This window comes from Leptospira yasudae (genome assembly GCF_003545925.1).
Taxonomy (GTDB): domain Bacteria; phylum Spirochaetota; class Leptospiria; order Leptospirales; family Leptospiraceae; genus Leptospira; species Leptospira yasudae.
Genome location: NZ_QHCU01000008.1, coordinates 35,153 through 51,603, shown reverse-complemented (window position 1 = coordinate 51,603; position 16,451 = coordinate 35,153). Strand labels below are relative to the sequence as shown.

Here is a 16,451-nt window from a genome sequence, read left to right as displayed (position 1 = left end):
GTAGTGAGCCCTTCCATGATCGTTCCGAATTCTAAAATTCCAAAGCCTTACCCCGTTTCCTTGGCGCCGATGATGGATTGGACGGATCGTCATTTTCGATATTTCTTAAGGCTGATATCCAGACATACGTTTCTTTATACGGAGATGATTCACACAGGTGCGATCCTGCGCGGAGATCGGAATCGTTTTTTGTCGTACAGCGCGGAAGAACTTCCTCTTGCGGTTCAGTTGGGCGGCGACGATGCGAACGCTCTCGCAGAATCTTCTAAGATTTGCGAAGACTACGGGTATTCCGAAATCAATCTGAACGTGGGTTGTCCGAGCGATCGGGTTCGGGAAGGAAACTTCGGCGCGTGTTTGATGGAAACTCCCGAACGGGTCGCGGAACTCGTATCCGCGATGGACGCGGCTACATCGATTCCGGTAACGGTGAAATGCAGAATCGGAATTCCCGGCAAAGAATCCTACGAGGATTTGGTCCGATTTATCGATTGTGTCCGCCAAGCGGGCGTAAGGCGATTTATCGTTCACGCGAGAATCGCGATCTTAGGCGGACTTTCTCCCGCGCAAAACCGTCAAGTTCCTCCTCTGCGTTATGCGGATGTTGAAACCTTAAAAAAAGAATTCCCCGATCTTTTGATCGAGATCAACGGAGGAATCCGAACGCTTTCCGAAATGAAAGAACGGCTTCAATGGAATGACGGCGTGATGATCGGACGCGCGGCGTATGAAACTCCATATCTTTTTTCCGAAGTCGATTCCTTGTTTTACGGAGACGACACGCCTTCCTTGAGTAGAAGAGAAGTCGTTGAACGCATGCAGGAATACATCGAAGAAGTGATACTCGAAGGGAAACAGGGCGGAAAGCCGCATCACGCGCTTCGTCACATGCTCGGTTTGTTTCACGGTGAAAAAGGAGCGCGCAGTTTCCGGAGAATTCTCACCGAGAATATGTATTCGAATTACACGAACGATCTTTTGTCGAAAGCGGTGAGAGAGATTCCGAACGACGCGCTTGATTTGATTCCTTCGATCTAAATTTCACTTTACATCCATCCACGCGGGAATAGGTTGATGCCTCCTTCCCTATGAAACCGATTCTCTTCGGATATTTCCTATTATGTCTGATCGCTTCGGATCTATATTCGAACCCGATCGATCCTGAAAAAGTACAACCCCTCAACGAAGGATGGGAATACAAGCACGAAGGAAGGGAGAATTTTCAGATGATTCTTCCCGGAGTCGGTTTGACGAGCCAAGGTTTCGAGATTCCGATCAAAGGAGTTTACCGAGTTCGAGTGGAATATCCGCTAACGTCTCCCACGGGTTCTCAGGGAATTTTTTTGGATCGGATTCAATCCGCGGACAAGGTTTACTTCAACGATAAGCTGATCGGAAAGACGGGAGAAATCGATTCGTATTCCGCCGCTTGGTTTCGAAGCCGTTTGTATAAGATTCCTTTGGAATGGATCGAAAAAGGAAAATCGAATACGATCCGAGTCGAGATCGAATGCAGGGAACTCGGATTTCACTGCGGGATCTTCCGCAGCATACCCAAGTTAGGCGACTTTGACGAACTCAAGGACGCGTTGATTCAGGAAGACGCGCTCCAGCTCGTGTTGATCGTTTTGTTTCTCGGAGTCTTTTTGCAGCAATCGATTTCGTATTCGTTGAACAGACATTCGAGAGCGAGCATCTTTCTTTCCTTGTCCGCGTTTCTGTTCGTCTTCTGGAGAATTCCTCTTCTGCACAAGATGCACTACGCCGAAGTTCCCTTCGGGCTTTTGACGAGATCCTTCTTTTCTTCGCAGAGCGTTTTTCCGGCTTGTATATTATATTTTTTGTATGCGTTGTTCCGTAAAAAGACCGGGACCGCTGCCAAGATCGTGATGAAGTCCAGTCTTGTGATCGGTGCGCTGCATTTGTTCGAACTCGACGGAACACAAAGGGTTCTTCTCGTTTACGCTTGGGAAGGGATTTTAGTGTTCATGGCCGTTCTTCTGATTCCTATGTTTTACGAGGAACTGAGAAAGAAGGTGATGGAAGCCTTGATTATGGTGGGCGGGGTCGGACTTCTCGCGATCTTTGCGATCATCGACGTCGTTCTCGACAATCTTACGGGTAAGAATATGTTCTTATCGCAGTACGGATTTTTCGCCCTTTTGATTTCGGGGGCGGTGAGTATTTCGTATCAGAATGCGAGGGCGCACACGGAACTCAAAAAACTCAACGCCAATCTCGAAGGAAAGGTGGAACAAAGAACCGCCGAACTCAGACGGCAGAATCGGATTCTCCACGAGGAATTGGAAATGGCCGCTAATCTTCAGACGCGTTTGATTCCGCAGCTCGACGGAAGGATTCATCGTCTTTCCGTGAATTCGGTTTATATTCCGGTCGATCAGGTGGGCGGCGACTTCTTGGATTATCATATTCTCAATGAGAAAAAGGTAATGTTCATTCTTTGCGACGTTCTCGGACACGGGGTCGCGTCGGCTTTGGTTTCTTCTATGCTCAAGGTTTCGTTTTTGGAACTCAGCAGAAAACTGGACGAACCTTCCAAGATTCTTTCCGAACTCAACAACCGGATGTTTCAGGTTTTGGAAAAAAATTTCATCTCCGCTCTCGTATGTTTGTACGATCTTGAACGGGACGAGTTCCGGTATTCGATCGCGGGTCATCCTCCTCCCGTTTTGATCCGGGAAGAACCGGCCGAGCCGGAGTTTTTAAAAGGAAGAGGAATGATTCTCGGGATGATGAAAACGATCGAACCCGAAACCTACACGATCGCGTTGAAAACGGGGGATCGATTCTTCTTTTATACGGACGGGGTTACGGAGGCTTTGAGTCCGCAGAGGGAAATTTTCGGAGAGCGCAGACTTTTGGAAGTTTTAAAGAATAATTTCTCCCGAAATCCCCGGAATTTGAACGAAGAAATTCTTTCCACGGTGAAATCTTTTTCCTCTTCTAAGATCCCGGACGACCTGACTTACTTGACTGTGGATATATTGTAGTTTAAACTTTGCCTGATTTTGCCACCGCGCAATTTCTTGGACGATTTCGCTTCAATTCGACTTTGGAAAGAGGAAAATTCTTATGCCGCCTTTTGAGAAGGAAGTCTTTCCCGGTTTATTTACGATCGACTGCGATTATATTTCTCCGGGAGTCGCTTGCGCGTATTTAGTCGTGGAAGGCAAGGAAGCCGCTTTCGTCGAAAACAACACGAACAAAGCCGTTCCCATTCTTCTGGAAGAATTGAAACAAGCCGCTCTTAAACCCGAGGACGTGAAATACATCATCGTAACGCACGTTCATCTTGATCACGCGGGCGGAACCGGACTACTCGCAAAACATTGTCCGAACGCCACCATTCTCGCGCACCCGAAAGCCGCGGTTCATCTCATCAATCCGACGAGGCTCGTTCAAAGTTCGATCCAAGTTTACGGAGAAGAGAACTTTAAAAAGTTATACGGAGAAATTCTTCCCGTACCCGAAGCGCGGGTCAAAAGCCCGGCCGACGGAGAGGAAATCCGGTGGGGAAGAAGAATATTCAAATTTTATTATACAAGAGGACACGCAAATCATCATTTTTGCATATACGATTCCCTGAGTAACGGAATTTTCACCGGAGATTCTTTCGGACTCGGTTATCGGGATTTTGCTTCCGGAAAAAATCCGGTTCTTTATCCTTCGACGACTCCCACCGATTTCGATTCGGAAGAAGCGATGAATACGGTGGACACGATTCTCGCGACCGGCGCGGACAAGGCGTATTTGACGCACTTCGGAGTTTGGAAGGATCTCGAATTGGGCGCGCGTCAGATGAAACAGGGTTTGCACGCGATGCAGAACATTCTTTCCTCCGGAGAACGCTCGGGATTGGAAGGGGAACCGCTTTTGGAATTCTGCACCGGAAGGGTTCGGGCCTATTTGGAACGGGAAATTTCCACGCAAGGAATCGCGTTGGGAGAAAAGGAGGAGATGTTACTCAGCTTCGATTCCAGGATCAACGCACAAGGTTTGGTCTTTCAAATCGAACGGAAAAAACGAAAGAAGGTTTGAAAAAGAATTGTCTTTTAGAATGATTCTAAATAGAATTCAATTTTAGAATCATTCTAAAATTAGAATCGTAAACACAATAGAGAGAGGAACTGGTATGAAACAATCTACAGCCGGAGTTCTATTCGTAGCGCTCTTGGGGATCGTTATGGTGTCTTGCGGGCCTTCCGAAAAGACAAAAAAGTTGATCGATGATTCCAAGAAAATCTTTGGAACCATTCCCGACAAAATGCCCGGGGGAGAAGCCGATACTCCCGAATTGGTTCAGCTCGGTGAAAAGTTATACTTTGAAAAAAGACTCTCTGCCAACGACACGCAGGCTTGTAATTCCTGTCACAACGTTGTCGGGAAAGCGGGTGGAGTGGACAATCTTCCTACTTCTCCCGGAGCGTTTGGGAAGAATGGCGATCGTAATTCTCCCACCGTCTTGAATGCGGGTTTCCATATCGCGCAATTCTGGGACGGAAGAGCGGCCAATCTGAAAGAACAGGCGAAAGGCCCGATCTTGAATCCCGTCGAAATGGCGATGCCGTCCGCTGCGGAAGTGGAAAAGAAAATCTCCGCAATCCCGGAATACAAAGAGCTTTTTGCAAAAGCGTATCCTAAGGATGCAAATCCGATTACTTACGATAATCTGGCGGGCGCGATTGCCGCGTTTGAAAGAACCTTCAAAACAAACGATCGTTTCGACGATTTCCAAAACGGGGATCACAAGGCCCTTTCCGCGGAAGAACAGGAAGGTCTGGAAAAATTCTTAGCTACCGGTTGCACCGCTTGTCATATCGGTCCTCTTTTGGGTGGGAACTCCTTCCGTAAACTCGGTCAGGTCAATCCGTATGAAAATACCGTGGATAAAGGCCGTCAAAACGTTACGAAGAATTCCGCGGACGCTTTCGTTTTCAAGGTTCAATCTTTGCGGAACGTAGCGATTACCGGGCCGTATTTCCACGACGGTAAGGTCGCAACCCTGGAAGAAGCCGTGAAAAAAATGGCGCATCTCCAGCTCGGAAAGAATCTTTCGGATTCCGATACAAAGTCGATCGTAACTTTCTTGAAGGCGTTGACCGATAAGAACCGGTCTAATTAACTGGACTTACAGAATTGAAACCTATTCAGCCGGCGGTTGCTTACGCGATTAGCCGGTCTTTTTTTGTACACGTCGGCTGACCGTTTTTGGGCAATGTGAATCACCGGCGATTGCAAGTAGGAACTCCCCTGTGTTTCCCGTTTTTCCGAAAATTCCGAAGGAGAAATGTAGGAACTCCTTCCGTCTTCTCGGCGATCTTTCCGTTTTGCCTGTCATATGTAGGAACTCCAACGATGTCCGCCGTTCAATTCGTATGAGTTCCCACACGCTTCTTTCTTAGTCCTGACAAACCTTTACCGGAAGAATCCGCATCCGCAAGGAGTTCCCGCAAATCTTCCGGAATCGGAAAGGATGCGAAAATCGGAACGTTGGAACCGCCCGGATTTCCGACGGGAATCCGATTGAATAAAGAACCCAACCAACCGCCTGCAAACCGCAAAAGCTGACCCAAAAATTCCTTCCCGTCCCTTTGACGAACCGCAAACAGCAGCATTCTCCCGTGAGAACCCGTATGCGGAGCCGGATAATATTGTCCGATCAAATGAGCCCGTTCTAAAAACCTCCAGGCTTCCGCGTTGCGTCCGGCCCTGAGATGGGATCGATAAGATTCAATTTCCTGAATGTATGCTTTTTTAAAAGCGGCGGGCATCTTCCAATTCATGTTTTTCCTCGTATTCTAAAGTAGGATTTTAGGATACCGGATCGGAAACGAACCGTCTTGAAGGAAGGGGCTACTCGGGAAGCTTACGGAGTGAGGAGAATGAAAAAGTATCGCATGTCGCTTAACAAAATCAGATTTTAAAACCGGTCGTTTCGGCTCGTAATCTTAGGCAGGATATTCGAAGTCATTCGGTCGTAAAAGCGAGAAAGAGTGATTTAAAGAATGCGAATCATATCGGAAAAGACGGATTTCCAAAAGCCGGGATATTCGCTTTGTTCTCGGATCTTTTCCCATTCTTTCGGAGTATAAACGAATAGATTCCATTCAATCGGAAGGGAAAGAAGTTCCGGAAAAGATTCCGGTCTTTTCAAAAATGGGATTTGTGTTTCTGCAATCAAAATCAAATCCACATCGCTATAAGCGTTTTCCGATCTTCTGGCTACGCTCCCGAAAAGAAAAGCCTGTGAAGATTTTTCACGAACGGTGTTGCAAATCTTTTCGATCAATTCTTCCCGGCTCATTCCGCCCAACGGTTTTCGCTTTGGAAAAACGATCACGCTCACGAGAGGTTTCCTCGCACGAGATAGATCAGTTTTTCCGCAAACTCGACGGCTTCTTTGGCTTGCGATTCTTCAAAGTATTCGAACGGAGCGCCTTCCATAAAAGCGTCCGGATATCGAGTCGGTATATAATATAAATCTAATTTTTGACCGATGGATTCGATCTCTCCGTTTTCTCCCAATTCTTTTGCGATGGTTTTAACGGAATGCGATTTTACCAAATCTGCGCCTCGGAAATAAGCGAGTGCTTTGAGGGCTTTTTCTCCCACTTGCTGACAGACAAAACAAGTTTGCGCAAAAAAACCCGAGTGCAAAGACGCTTTAGCCCACTCCAAATCGCGTTCCGCTTGTGCGAGCCAATCTTTCCATCTCGGGTTTTGCATCGTTATCTTTCCGAAAGAGGAATGTATTTTCTTCCGATTTCTCCGGTGTAGACTTGTTTCGGACGAGCCTTGCTGTAGTTACCGGAAACTCGTTGTTCTCTCCAGTGTGCAAGCCAGCCCGGAAGTTTTCCGATGACCTGCATCGCCGTGAAGAGTTCTTTCGGAATTCCCAAAGAATTGAAAATCACCGCGCTGTAGAACTCCAGGTTCGGATACAACTTCTGGTTGATATAATATTCATCATTTTGCATGTATTCGTCGATCTTGAGCGCGACTTCGGCGATCGGGTTTACCGGATGCTTCTTGTAGAAGTCGTGGAAGAGTTTGCTCGCGATGATCGCTCTTTTGCTCTTTGCGTCATACGCCTTGTGGCCGAAACCGTTGGAAAAGAGTCTTTCCGAATCTCCCTTGAATTTTTCGAAATACTCGGGAACGGTTTTTCTGGATTTGATGATGTCTTCGATCAGACCGACCGCCGCAACCTGACGACCGCCTTCTCTCGAACCCCAGAGCGCGTTGATCGCCGAGGAGATGGAAGCGAACAGGTTCGCCTGAGTGGAACCGATGACCTGAACCGTGGTGTTGGAAACGTTTTGTTCGTGATCCGCATATAAAATCCAAAGCTGATTCAGAATTCGATCGATGTCTTCCGAAGGAACGTAATCCTTTGCTGGAACTGAAAACAACATGTATAAAAAGTTCGTACAATACGGATGTTTATCAAGCGGATATATGAATGGTTCGCCCACGATCTTTTTATAACTGAACGCAGCGATCGTTCTGATCTTTGCGAGAAGTCTTGCGGAATGATCGATCCCTTTGTCCAAGGATTCCTCGTATTCTTCCGGATAATAACTGGAAAGGGAAGTGACCATCACCGAAAGCACCGCGAGAGGATGTCCTTTACCCGGAAATCCGTCGAAGAGGTTGATCATGTCTTCGTGAATCAAAGAATGTTTGGAAAGTTTAAGAGAGAAATCTTTGAGCTGTTGTTCGGTGGGAAGTTTCCCGTAGATCAGAAGATAACTGGTCTCGACGAACGTGGAATGTTGCACGAGATCGGCGACGTCGTAACCGCGGTAGTGAAGTTCTCCCGAATCCGGGTCTCTTCTGGAGATGCGGCTGACTGCGTATGCGGTATTAAAAAAGCCGGGATCGTAGGAAATGAGTCCGGTCTTTTGATGAAGCTCACGGATATCGATGCCCTTTTTTCCGTCGGTTCCGGAGATCAACGGAAACTGGTAGGATTTCTCACCAACTTTGATTTCAATGAATTCACTCATACCGATAAGGAACCTCAGAGAATGGTACGCGTCAATACTTCTAATTTTGCCCGCGTCGATTTTTCCCGTTTCTTCTGGACAAAACTTCCGGGTCGGCTTTCCTTCTCCCAGTTTCCATGAACGTCTCGAACACACCGGATCTATTGTGGCTCGGCCTCCACTTTATCATTCAGCTCGGACCGGGGTATTGTATTCTTCTCTTTTTCACCGAACTCGCAAAACGGAAAAAGGGAGAAGACTTTACGGGGATGTTTCTTCTCGCGCTCATCATGGCTTCCTCCGAATCCCGGATCGGATTGGTGCAGATTCCGGGAACGGCTTCGCACACCTATCTTTGGATTTTCTTTTTTTCCTCTCTGCTCGCGATGGGCCCCGCGCTTCTTCTCGTCGTGGGGAGAATGTTGCAGTTCGCCTTGGAAAAAAGAATTCCACTCAAGAGACATTTTTTCCCCGCGTACGTCGCCCTTGCGGGAGAAGCGGTTTTCTTTGGCGTTCCGTTCGAATCCAAGTCGCAGCTCATTCAGGACGCGTTCGTCAACCGGGGAACCAATCCGATTTCTCTATTGATCGGAATCGGATATCTTCACCTAACGGTGTATTGCGTTTATTCGGTATATCTGTTTTGGAAGGCGTTTCGAGAAATCGACATTCATCTTTCCAGGCTCGCTTCTTCCATTCTTCTCGTGACGATTTCCGCGATTCAGCTTTCGGGAATCGGATTTTATCTGAACGTTCCGAGTCTTTTCGCGTTCGCTTCCGTATTGATGACTCTGGGGAACGGGCTCGTGTTCGTGTTCACCGCGCGTTATCCGAACTTCTTCATATCCTTAAAATCCGAGTTTCAACAAAAGCGGTATGAGAAAACGCAGTTGGGAGGAATCAATCTCGACGCGATCAAATCTCGGCTTACCGAACTCATGGAAGAGGAACGATCGTATCGGGACGAAGAAATTCGGATGCAGGATCTCGCGGAAAAACTTCTCATCACGCCGCATCAGCTTTCCAGAATTCTCAACGAAACGTATGGGAAGAATTTCAACGAATTCATCAACGGCTATCGGGTCGAAGAGGCCAAAAAGATTCTATTGGAAGAACCGGAAAAGACGATTCTTTCCATCGGATTCGAAGTCGGATTTAATACGAAGTCCACGTTCAACGCGCAATTTTTAAAAATCGCGGGGATGACTCCCGCCGAATGGAGAAAAAAAACCTAAAAATCGGTCGGAAATCATAAGATCGGACGATGCCTTGTGTAACATGCGTTACAATTCCTTCCAACAAACCGCAAGAAGTTTGGGAGGAAAGGGAGAATGTCTCGAGAATATTATTCTTCATCGGATCTGGAAGATTTCAAACACGTGCAGAAACTTGCATACGATGCCGTCGAGTGGGTGCGCGAACGGCTCGTGGTCGGTATGACCGAAAAGACCGCGGCTTCTCTCATCGATTCCTATATCCAAGAACGGGGCGGGAAAAATTTCTTTCACTACGGATTCGCTTGGTTCGGAGATAGAACCTGCTTTCGCGGATTTCGCAGACCTCTTACGTTCAAACGGATCGGAGGCGGAGAAGGAATTCTGCCGCACTTCGGATTCTCCTTTCAACCTTCCAACCGAAAACTGAAAGAAGGAATGGCGGTGATCCTCGATGTTGCGCCTAACGTGAAAGGTGTGACCGCCGACGTGGGTTATTCTTTTTCTTTCGGAAAAAATCCCGCGGTCGAACAGGGACGAAGCGATCTCAAAGAATTCCGCTCCTTGATTTTGGAATCCGTCCGCGCGGAAAAGTCGATGGGGGAAATCTACCGCGCCTGCAACGAACTCATTTCCGAACTCGGCTATCAAAACTGTCATACCGTATATCCAAACGGAGTTCTCGGTCATAAGGTGGGAAAGGTTCCCGGTTGGAGCGTTCCCGCAGGAAGAGTTCTCGGATTTCCTCCGCAGACCTTTTTATATCTCGTTCCTCAAATCGTAAAAGGATTCGTCGCACCTTCCTCGAACGCTTCTCCGCTTTGGGGAGAATTCACCAAGTCCCGCGTGGACGCAGGACTTTGGGCCGTGGAACCTCATATCGGAAAAATCTATTCCGGTGCGGACGCAGAAGAAAGTTTCGGAGTGAAGTGGGAAGAGATTTTGGTCGTGAGCGATAGCGATGCGTATTGGTTGGACGAGGATCTTCCGCACGTTCGCTTTTGGGAAGAAGGAACTTCTAAGTCAAAGTCCAAGGTTCCGTTGCTCGCAGGAAATAAGAAGAACGAACCGATGAAAGCGGCAAAGCAGTCGAAAATTTCCGAGACGGCAAAACGCGCAAACGGTAAGGCGAAATCGGCCGCACGGACAAAAACCGCATCTTCTAAAACGAAAACATCGAATCCGTCCAAAAAGGTTCGGGTGGGAGCGGCGTAAACTCCGCCGATCGTTGTTGGAAGGAAAGAATATTCAAATTATTTGATATAGTTTAAAGCCGTAGGATCGGAACGAAAAATAGATTCGAAATAGCGAATGCACCGAACGGGATTGAAGAAGTTATGAAGGAAAAGAACAAGAACAGAGACAACATCGAAAAACCGGATTATCCGGTTCGAAAACCGAAATTTCAATTCTCCGATACCGTGCCGAAACACTGGTGCGGGGACAACGCTTCGTTGACGCACGTGTTGAATGCGTGGACCATTTTGTTTCCGGAAGGGGAAAAATATTTTATCCGAACGATTCAGAAATACGTTCCGGAACTCGAAGAAGGAAGGGTAAAACGAAACGCGATCGCCTTCGTGGGACAAGAAGCGCAGCACGCGGGCGAACACAAAAAGTTCTGGCAGAATCTGAAAAACCAGGGATACAAGTTCGAAGGTTTTATGAACTTCGTGGTTTGGTTCGCGTTCGGTCTTTTGGAAAAACTTTTTTCCAAAAAGATGAATTTGGCGGCGGTCGCAGGACTCGAACATTATACGTCTCTCGTCGCGGATCTCGGATTGCGCAGCGGCCTTTTGAAACCGGCTCATCCGGAAATGAGGCGATTGTTTGAATGGCACGCCGCGGAAGAACTGGAACACAAATCCGCCGCATTCGACGTTTTGAAAGCGATTACGCAAAGTTACTGGATCCGAGTGATCGGAATGGGAATCGCGTCTTCGATCTTTTTCGCGTTTACCTTCGTCGCGGTTTTGATGTTTCTTTGGCAGGACGGAATTCTTTTCAAATTCAAAACCCAAAAAGAACTCTTTCAACTTCTCTTTACGAAGGAAAGGGTTTTGCCTTTGACGATCAAGGCGGCGTTGAAATACTTTCGATTCTCCTTTCATCCAGATGAAGAGGACAATCTCTACTTAGCGAAAGAAATTTTTTCATCACAAGAACACCAATACAGAGAAGCGATATGAGCCGATTGAAAGATAAAACGATGCTGATTACCGGAGCCAACGGAGGTTTCGGAAGGGAATTGACCAAACAACTTTTGGAGAAAGGTGCGAACGTGATTCTTACCGATCTCAAAGCTCCCGGCACGGACGCGGATTTTTATCTGCACCGCAGATGGCTTGAAAACGGAAAGAACGGATTTCATCCCAAAAGCGTGGGAAAGATTCTCGGAAGTTTTTCAGGAGATCTTCAAACGCAGGAAGGTTGTAAGGACGTATATCAGAATACTCTAAAGTTGTCTCCGAGAGGAGTGGACGTGCTGATCAACAACGCGGGTCTTGCGTTCAAGGGCGGGCTTTTGGACGTTCCCGATAAGAATTGGAATCTGATTCTCGACGTGAATTTATACGCGCCGATTCATCTGAGCCGTTTGTTCGTTCCCGCGATGCTCGAAAGAAAACAAGGACAGATCGTAAACCTTTCTTCCGTTGCGGGTCAAGTCGCGCCCGGAGAATTGATCTACTATTCGATTTCCAAATTCGGAATCAGGGCGATGGGCGAAGCGATGGATGCGGATCTCCGAAAGAAAGGAGTCGCCGTTACGAACGTGTATCCGTTCTTTGCGGACACCGGAATCTTGAAGTCGCAACAATTCGGAAAACAACAGGACGTTCCGAAATCGATCGTGGACAGTCCGGCGGATGTCGTAAAGGCGATCGTAAAAGGAATGGAAAAAAGAAAACTCCACGTATTTCCGGGAATCAAATCCAAAACGATCAGCTTTTTCAACCGAATGACTCCGAACATCGTGCACAAGGTTACGAGTTTGAGCGACCGGTTCTAAAAACGAATTTTGTTAAGCGACATGGATCGTTTTTTGTCCGATCGGCAAAGGCGGTCCGCAGCTCACGGGAGAAAAACGATGATTGCTCTGCATCCTTCCAAGTCGGACGCGTCCGTAAAATCGCGAACGGCGCTTCGGTTTAAAACGACATTCGTTTCGAACGGAACTTTGAATCTCTTTCTGAAATACAACGCGACTGCAAAGGAACGGCCGGATCGCGAGACGATTCTTTTCGTTCACGGTTATCCGGACGAACATTCCACTTGGGATCTGCAGTTGAATTCTCTCGGAGAAGAATTCAACGTAGGCGCGTTCGATTTGAGAGGTGCGGGAAATTCGAGTAAACCTTCCCGACAAAAGGCGTACAATGCCCGCGAAATCTTTAAGGATTTCGAAGCGGTCATTCGGTTTTTAGGAAACGGGAAGCCGGTTCATCTCGTCGCTCACGATTGGGGAGCGCTTCTCTCTTGGGCTTTCGTGGGAGATTCGGAATACTCTAAATCGATTCGTTCGTATACGGCGATGGGCGGTCCTCATCCGATTCTCGCGCGAAATCTAATGTTTCGTTATTTCTTCAGTTTCAATCCGAAAAAGGTCTGGTTGTCTCTGAAACAATCGGTCAAATCCTGGTATATCGTATTTTTTCAAATCCCTTGGCTTCCCGGTTTTTTAATGCGACATTTGGCAAAACCGATTTGGAATTATCTTATGTTTGCCGCGGAAATTCCGAAGAACGATCCGATGCGGAATTTCACCAAGGAAGAAATCGTAAAGAGCGCGGTTTATCCGATGAATTTGTATCGAGAATTGATTCGGGGGAAAAAATATCCGACTCCGAAACGCATATCGGTTCCCGCACGCGTTTTGATTCCGCTTCGGGATATGGCGATCAGTCCGGAGTGTTACGATTCCCTTAAGAACGTATGCGATTCTTTGGAACTGTTTTCCGTGGATTCAAATCATTGGATTCAAAAAGAACATCCGATACTTGTAAGCGATAAGATCCGAGACTTCGTAATTTTACATTCCGGTTAAATCGGTTTCCAAGAGCGTCTAACGATTCGGGTTCAAAAGGATTCGAATCGCCCGACGTTGAAAAAACACCGAAAAAAAATAGCCACCAACCGCCCCGTCCCAATCTTAGTATTTTGATATACTAGCTTGGAAATATATTTCAATTCTGATCGCATGAACCCGAATTCCATTCGAGATCTACGGATTTCACTCAAACACGCAGTTTCTATTCTTATCTTTTGTATTTCTCCTCTTCCTATCTTTGCCGAAACCAAGTCGAAAGACGTAGATTTGCAGGAAATCGTTCCCTTTGCGCAAACGAACGTGATTCCGAAAACGGAACCGGTTCCGGTGGATCCTGAGAGCGAGGCGAATAAGGCGGAAGCCAAACGAAGAGTCGATCAGCGTAAAGGAACTTGGAGTTTTCAGTGGGGTTACAACCGCGATTCGTATACGCAGAGCGATATTTCCTTTCACGGTCCGGGTTATAACTTCACTTTGAAGGACGTTGTCGCAAAGGATAAACCCGAAAGATTCAACCCTTCCGTTTATTTGAATCCGAGTCTTTGGGAAATTCCCCAATACAACTTTCGCCTGACGTATTATTTTACGGATAAGTTTTATATCGCCTTCGGCCAGGATCACATGAAGTATGTGATGAGCCGCGGACAAGCGGCCAACATCTACGGTTATATCGATCCGCTTGCGATTCAAAGGGCGCATCTCGGAACTTCGTCCGATTCTTCCGTTTACCTGTATCTGTTTCCGGACGCATATAAGAGGCTGGAAGGATATCACAACGGAGAAACGATCAACATCACTCCCGATTTTCTAAAGTTCGAACATACGGACGGATTAAACTTTCTTTATATGGATGTGGGGATGATACAGCCTCTTTGGGTTTCGTCTAACGGAGAACATGCGATCAGTTTCGTTTCTTCCGTGGGCGGAGGTCCGGTCATTTGCCGAAGCGATATCCGTCTGTTCGGCGAAGGGAAGAATAACCATTTTCACGCATCCGGGTACGGAGTTTCCGGTTACGTCGCGGGAAGAACGGATCTTTATAAATCCGTGTTCTTCGAGTTCGGAGCCAAAGGCGGTTATATCGATCTTCCGAACATATTGACCACGGGACGTTCCAAAGACAGAGCGAGTCAGAATTTCGGATTTTTAGAGCTGGTCGTCTACGGCGGAGTGAATTTTTAAACCGTCTAAAGAAAGAATGTTTTCTTTCCGTTTGATTCCGTTCTTTTCTCTCTGTCTCGGTTTGTTGTTTTACGCCGTATTGCACGGAGAAAAGAAAGAACTAAACGAAGCCGAACTCAAAACTTTTTTCAAACACGCGCACGGGATTGCGATCGATTCCGAAAATAATTTTGCGCTGTATCAAGAAGTGTATCGTTGGTTAGGAACTCCTTATAAGGATTTCGGAACGGACGAAAACGGAATCGATTGTTCCAGTTTTACGAGCAAGATTCTTTCCCGAGTCTATAGCTCCCCCCTCAGCGGACCGAGCTACACGATGTATCCCAAGACGAATCCGATTTCCAAAGAAGAATTGAAGGAAGGAGATCTTGTCTTTTTTACGATTTACGGGGATAGGATCAGTCACGTGGGAGTTTATCTCAAAGACAAGAAGTTCGTCCACGCGTCGGTAAAACGCGGAGTTACGATCAATTCTTTAGAAGAAGCTTATTATCAAAAATATTATACGGCTTCCGGTAGATTGTGATTCGCTTCGAGCTGCGATCCTGAATTTGTAAAGAAGTTATTCTTAATTGTTCCGACAAACTAAAGGACAATGAATGGTTGCAAGAATTATGTTTTTCTGATAATGGAGATTTGCGCCGTGATTTCTTTCCCACCGAGCGCCCCATAGGAAGCTAGGTGTTGAGTTGATCCGCCTCTCCTCCTCCACCCAATTCAGGGTGGGGCGCCCTCTGTATTACGGCGGATCGTAGGAATTACGACAAAATTTTCGGTCGAATGAAAATTCTACAACGCCATAAAAAACGCCTGACCCAACCCGACGATTGCGCCTAACGCGGCCCCGACAAGAATCAAAAGGAGTTCGTCTTCCTTAAAAACGGTTCGTAAAACATCCTCGAAATCGACGGGGGGAAGGGCCTTCATCTTTTGGGAAAGGGTGCTTTCCAAGTCGATGGCTTTTTCCACGTAGTCCTCGATATGAGTCGTAAAGTTTTTGAGGTTATTCATGATCTTTCGTATCACCCGTTCTTTCGTATCGTTGTATTTGTTCGAAGTAAAGGAAAGAGAAAGAGTGGGACGAATCACGGAAGCCATCGTGTCCATCTGTCGTTCGATCGCGTGAACCACGAGGTTGAAGACTTCTTCCGAAGCCCGTCCGAAAAACAATTCCTCGAGAATCTTTTCCGAACTCAGGATTTTGGTCGCGAGCATTTTGGAATATTCGTCCGAAACTTCCCTTTGACGTTTGATAAACAAACCTTGAAAGCTGAAAGGACCGAGCCGAATCGGTTCGAGCGGTCTGAAGATCAAAAGAAGCGCAAGCCAATTGGTAAGATAACCTACGATGATTCCCTGTACCGGAAGCGTCCAAAGCGCCGGATAAACGAGCCAGATTCCCATTTGAATCAAACCCAACACGAAGCCGAAGTAAAAACCGGAAATCTCGATGAACCGAAATTCTTTAGCCCCCACTCTTTGAAACATTTCCACGGTGAGATGAACGTTGTCCCCGGTCATATTACGAATTACTAATCCTCGTATATCAAAGATCCGTTTGGAATCTTTGCGGAGATCCTGAAAAACGGTGGGGATGGTTTCCATCGCCTGTCTTTCGATTTCCTTCATCATGGAATTCTTAACTAGATCCGGGATCAGGTTCCATAGAAGCGGATTGAATTCGTCCGCGACTTCCTTCATCGTTTCCAAAATCGTCTTTTGAATTTCGGGACGAAGATTCTCCTGGATCAATGCGGGATCGACCTTGCAGAACATTTCTTCCACGTCGATGAGATAGCGAGTGACGACATCCACCGCTCTTCCCGCCATCTTCTCCGCTTTTCTCGGAATGATTCCCTGCCAGCCGAGATACGGAGGAATTCCGAAAAACTTCAAAGGATAAAACGTCATCTTCAGCGCGACCCAATTCGTGACCCAACCCACGAAGGCGTACGTAAAGGGCATTAAAAGAAGCGAAATGATTTCGAAGTTCAAGGC

General features: G+C 47.0%; 16 protein-coding genes. 11 read left to right on the top strand and 5 right to left on the bottom strand.

Translation table 11 applies throughout. From position 1 onward, the window contains the following. Positions 1–15 precede the first annotated feature (15 nt). The 4 genes from dusA (at position 16) to DLM76_RS19450 (ending at position 5,143) form a co-directional block, all read left to right on the top strand. Positions 16–1,038, top strand: a complete 1,023-nt coding sequence (gene dusA / locus DLM76_RS19465) for a tRNA dihydrouridine(20/20a) synthase DusA (protein ID WP_118957582.1) — start codon at positions 16–18, stop codon at positions 1,036–1,038. Positions 1,039–1,088: 50 nt separating this feature from the next. Further along, positions 1,089–3,011, top strand: a complete 1,923-nt coding sequence (locus DLM76_RS19460; RefSeq protein ID WP_118966276.1) for a PP2C family protein-serine/threonine phosphatase — start codon at positions 1,089–1,091, stop codon at positions 3,009–3,011. A gap of 82 nt (positions 3,012–3,093) precedes the next feature. Then, positions 3,094–4,059, top strand: coding sequence for an MBL fold metallo-hydrolase (locus DLM76_RS19455; protein WP_118966275.1), 966 nt, complete (start codon positions 3,094–3,096; stop codon positions 4,057–4,059). 94 nt (positions 4,060–4,153) lie between these two features. Further along, positions 4,154–5,143 (top strand): cytochrome-c peroxidase, encoded by a 990-nt coding sequence (locus DLM76_RS19450; RefSeq protein ID WP_118966274.1) that lies wholly within the window; start codon positions 4,154–4,156, stop codon positions 5,141–5,143. Between the two features lie 244 nt (positions 5,144–5,387). Here the strand turns inward: DLM76_RS19450 and DLM76_RS19445 are convergent, their stop codons facing one another. From DLM76_RS19445 to DLM76_RS19430, 4 genes are all read right to left on the bottom strand, one after another. Continuing rightward, positions 5,388–5,804, bottom strand: a complete 417-nt coding sequence (locus DLM76_RS19445) for a DUF3703 domain-containing protein (RefSeq protein WP_118966273.1) — start codon at positions 5,802–5,804, stop codon at positions 5,388–5,390. A 215-nt stretch (positions 5,805–6,019) separates the two neighbouring features. After that, complete coding sequence (locus DLM76_RS19440; RefSeq protein WP_118957487.1) at positions 6,020–6,367, bottom strand: nucleotidyltransferase domain-containing protein; 348 nt, start codon at positions 6,365–6,367, stop codon at positions 6,020–6,022. Then, positions 6,364–6,747, bottom strand: coding sequence for a HEPN domain-containing protein (locus tag DLM76_RS19435; RefSeq protein WP_118966272.1), 384 nt, complete (start codon positions 6,745–6,747; stop codon positions 6,364–6,366). Before DLM76_RS19435 ends, DLM76_RS19440 begins: the two co-directional genes overlap by 4 nt. Positions 6,748–6,749: 2 nt before the next feature. Then, positions 6,750–8,030, bottom strand: a complete 1,281-nt coding sequence (locus DLM76_RS19430) for a citrate/2-methylcitrate synthase (RefSeq protein ID WP_118957581.1) — start codon at positions 8,028–8,030, stop codon at positions 6,750–6,752. Positions 8,031–8,146: 116 nt separating this feature from the next. Between DLM76_RS19430 and DLM76_RS19425 the strand changes: the two genes are divergently transcribed. The 7 genes from DLM76_RS19425 (at position 8,147) to DLM76_RS19395 (ending at position 14,979) form a co-directional block, all read left to right on the top strand. Next, on the top strand, positions 8,147–9,244 hold the full coding sequence (locus DLM76_RS19425) for an AraC family transcriptional regulator (RefSeq protein WP_118957485.1): 1,098 nt from the start codon (positions 8,147–8,149) through the stop codon (positions 9,242–9,244). Positions 9,245–9,340: 96 nt separating this feature from the next. Then, positions 9,341–10,438: a M24 family metallopeptidase gene (locus DLM76_RS19420; protein ID WP_241548313.1), complete on the top strand. Its 1,098-nt coding sequence runs from the start codon at positions 9,341–9,343 to the stop codon at positions 10,436–10,438. Between the two features lie 122 nt (positions 10,439–10,560). Beyond that, positions 10,561–11,412, top strand: coding sequence for a metal-dependent hydrolase (locus DLM76_RS19415; RefSeq protein ID WP_118966271.1), 852 nt, complete (start codon positions 10,561–10,563; stop codon positions 11,410–11,412). Next, on the top strand, positions 11,409–12,233 hold the full coding sequence (locus DLM76_RS19410) for an SDR family NAD(P)-dependent oxidoreductase (RefSeq protein ID WP_118966270.1): 825 nt from the start codon (positions 11,409–11,411) through the stop codon (positions 12,231–12,233). The genes DLM76_RS19415 and DLM76_RS19410 overlap by 4 nt, the downstream gene beginning before the upstream one ends. A 78-nt stretch (positions 12,234–12,311) precedes the next feature. Continuing rightward, positions 12,312–13,268: an alpha/beta fold hydrolase gene (locus DLM76_RS19405; protein ID WP_118966324.1), complete on the top strand. Its 957-nt coding sequence runs from the start codon at positions 12,312–12,314 to the stop codon at positions 13,266–13,268. A 153-nt stretch (positions 13,269–13,421) separates the two neighbouring features. Continuing rightward, positions 13,422–14,453, top strand: a complete 1,032-nt coding sequence (locus DLM76_RS19400; RefSeq protein WP_118957481.1) for a hypothetical protein — start codon at positions 13,422–13,424, stop codon at positions 14,451–14,453. Between the two features lie 16 nt (positions 14,454–14,469). Further along, entirely contained in the window at positions 14,470–14,979 is a 510-nt protein-coding gene (locus DLM76_RS19395; RefSeq protein ID WP_118957480.1) for a C40 family peptidase, read from the top strand. A 263-nt stretch (positions 14,980–15,242) separates the two neighbouring features. On the opposite strand, the gene DLM76_RS19390 is transcribed toward DLM76_RS19395, so the two are convergent. Next, positions 15,243–16,448, bottom strand: a complete 1,206-nt coding sequence (locus DLM76_RS19390) for a DUF445 domain-containing protein (protein ID WP_241548312.1) — start codon at positions 16,446–16,448, stop codon at positions 15,243–15,245. Positions 16,449–16,451: the final 3 nt, after the last annotated feature.

Coding starts and splice junctions, on each gene's coding strand:
- dusA (WP_118957582.1), top strand. CDS start 16: ATGATCGTTCCGAATTCTAAAATTCCAAAGCCTTACCCCGTTTCCTTG.
- DLM76_RS19460 (WP_118966276.1), top strand. CDS start 1,089: ATGAAACCGATTCTCTTCGGATATTTCCTATTATGTCTGATCGCTTCG.
- DLM76_RS19455 (WP_118966275.1), top strand. CDS start 3,094: ATGCCGCCTTTTGAGAAGGAAGTCTTTCCCGGTTTATTTACGATCGAC.
- DLM76_RS19450 (WP_118966274.1), top strand. CDS start 4,154: ATGAAACAATCTACAGCCGGAGTTCTATTCGTAGCGCTCTTGGGGATC.
- DLM76_RS19445 (WP_118966273.1), bottom strand. CDS start 5,804: ATGAATTGGAAGATGCCCGCCGCTTTTAAAAAAGCATACATTCAGGAA.
- DLM76_RS19435 (WP_118966272.1), bottom strand. CDS start 6,747: ATGCAAAACCCGAGATGGAAAGATTGGCTCGCACAAGCGGAACGCGAT.
- DLM76_RS19430 (WP_118957581.1), bottom strand. CDS start 8,030: ATGAGTGAATTCATTGAAATCAAAGTTGGTGAGAAATCCTACCAGTTT.
- DLM76_RS19425 (WP_118957485.1), top strand. CDS start 8,147: ATGAACGTCTCGAACACACCGGATCTATTGTGGCTCGGCCTCCACTTT.
- DLM76_RS19420 (WP_241548313.1), top strand. CDS start 9,341: ATGTCTCGAGAATATTATTCTTCATCGGATCTGGAAGATTTCAAACAC.
- DLM76_RS19415 (WP_118966271.1), top strand. CDS start 10,561: ATGAAGGAAAAGAACAAGAACAGAGACAACATCGAAAAACCGGATTAT.
- DLM76_RS19410 (WP_118966270.1), top strand. CDS start 11,409: ATGAGCCGATTGAAAGATAAAACGATGCTGATTACCGGAGCCAACGGA.
- DLM76_RS19405 (WP_118966324.1), top strand. CDS start 12,312: ATGATTGCTCTGCATCCTTCCAAGTCGGACGCGTCCGTAAAATCGCGA.
- DLM76_RS19400 (WP_118957481.1), top strand. CDS start 13,422: ATGAACCCGAATTCCATTCGAGATCTACGGATTTCACTCAAACACGCA.
- DLM76_RS19395 (WP_118957480.1), top strand. CDS start 14,470: ATGTTTTCTTTCCGTTTGATTCCGTTCTTTTCTCTCTGTCTCGGTTTG.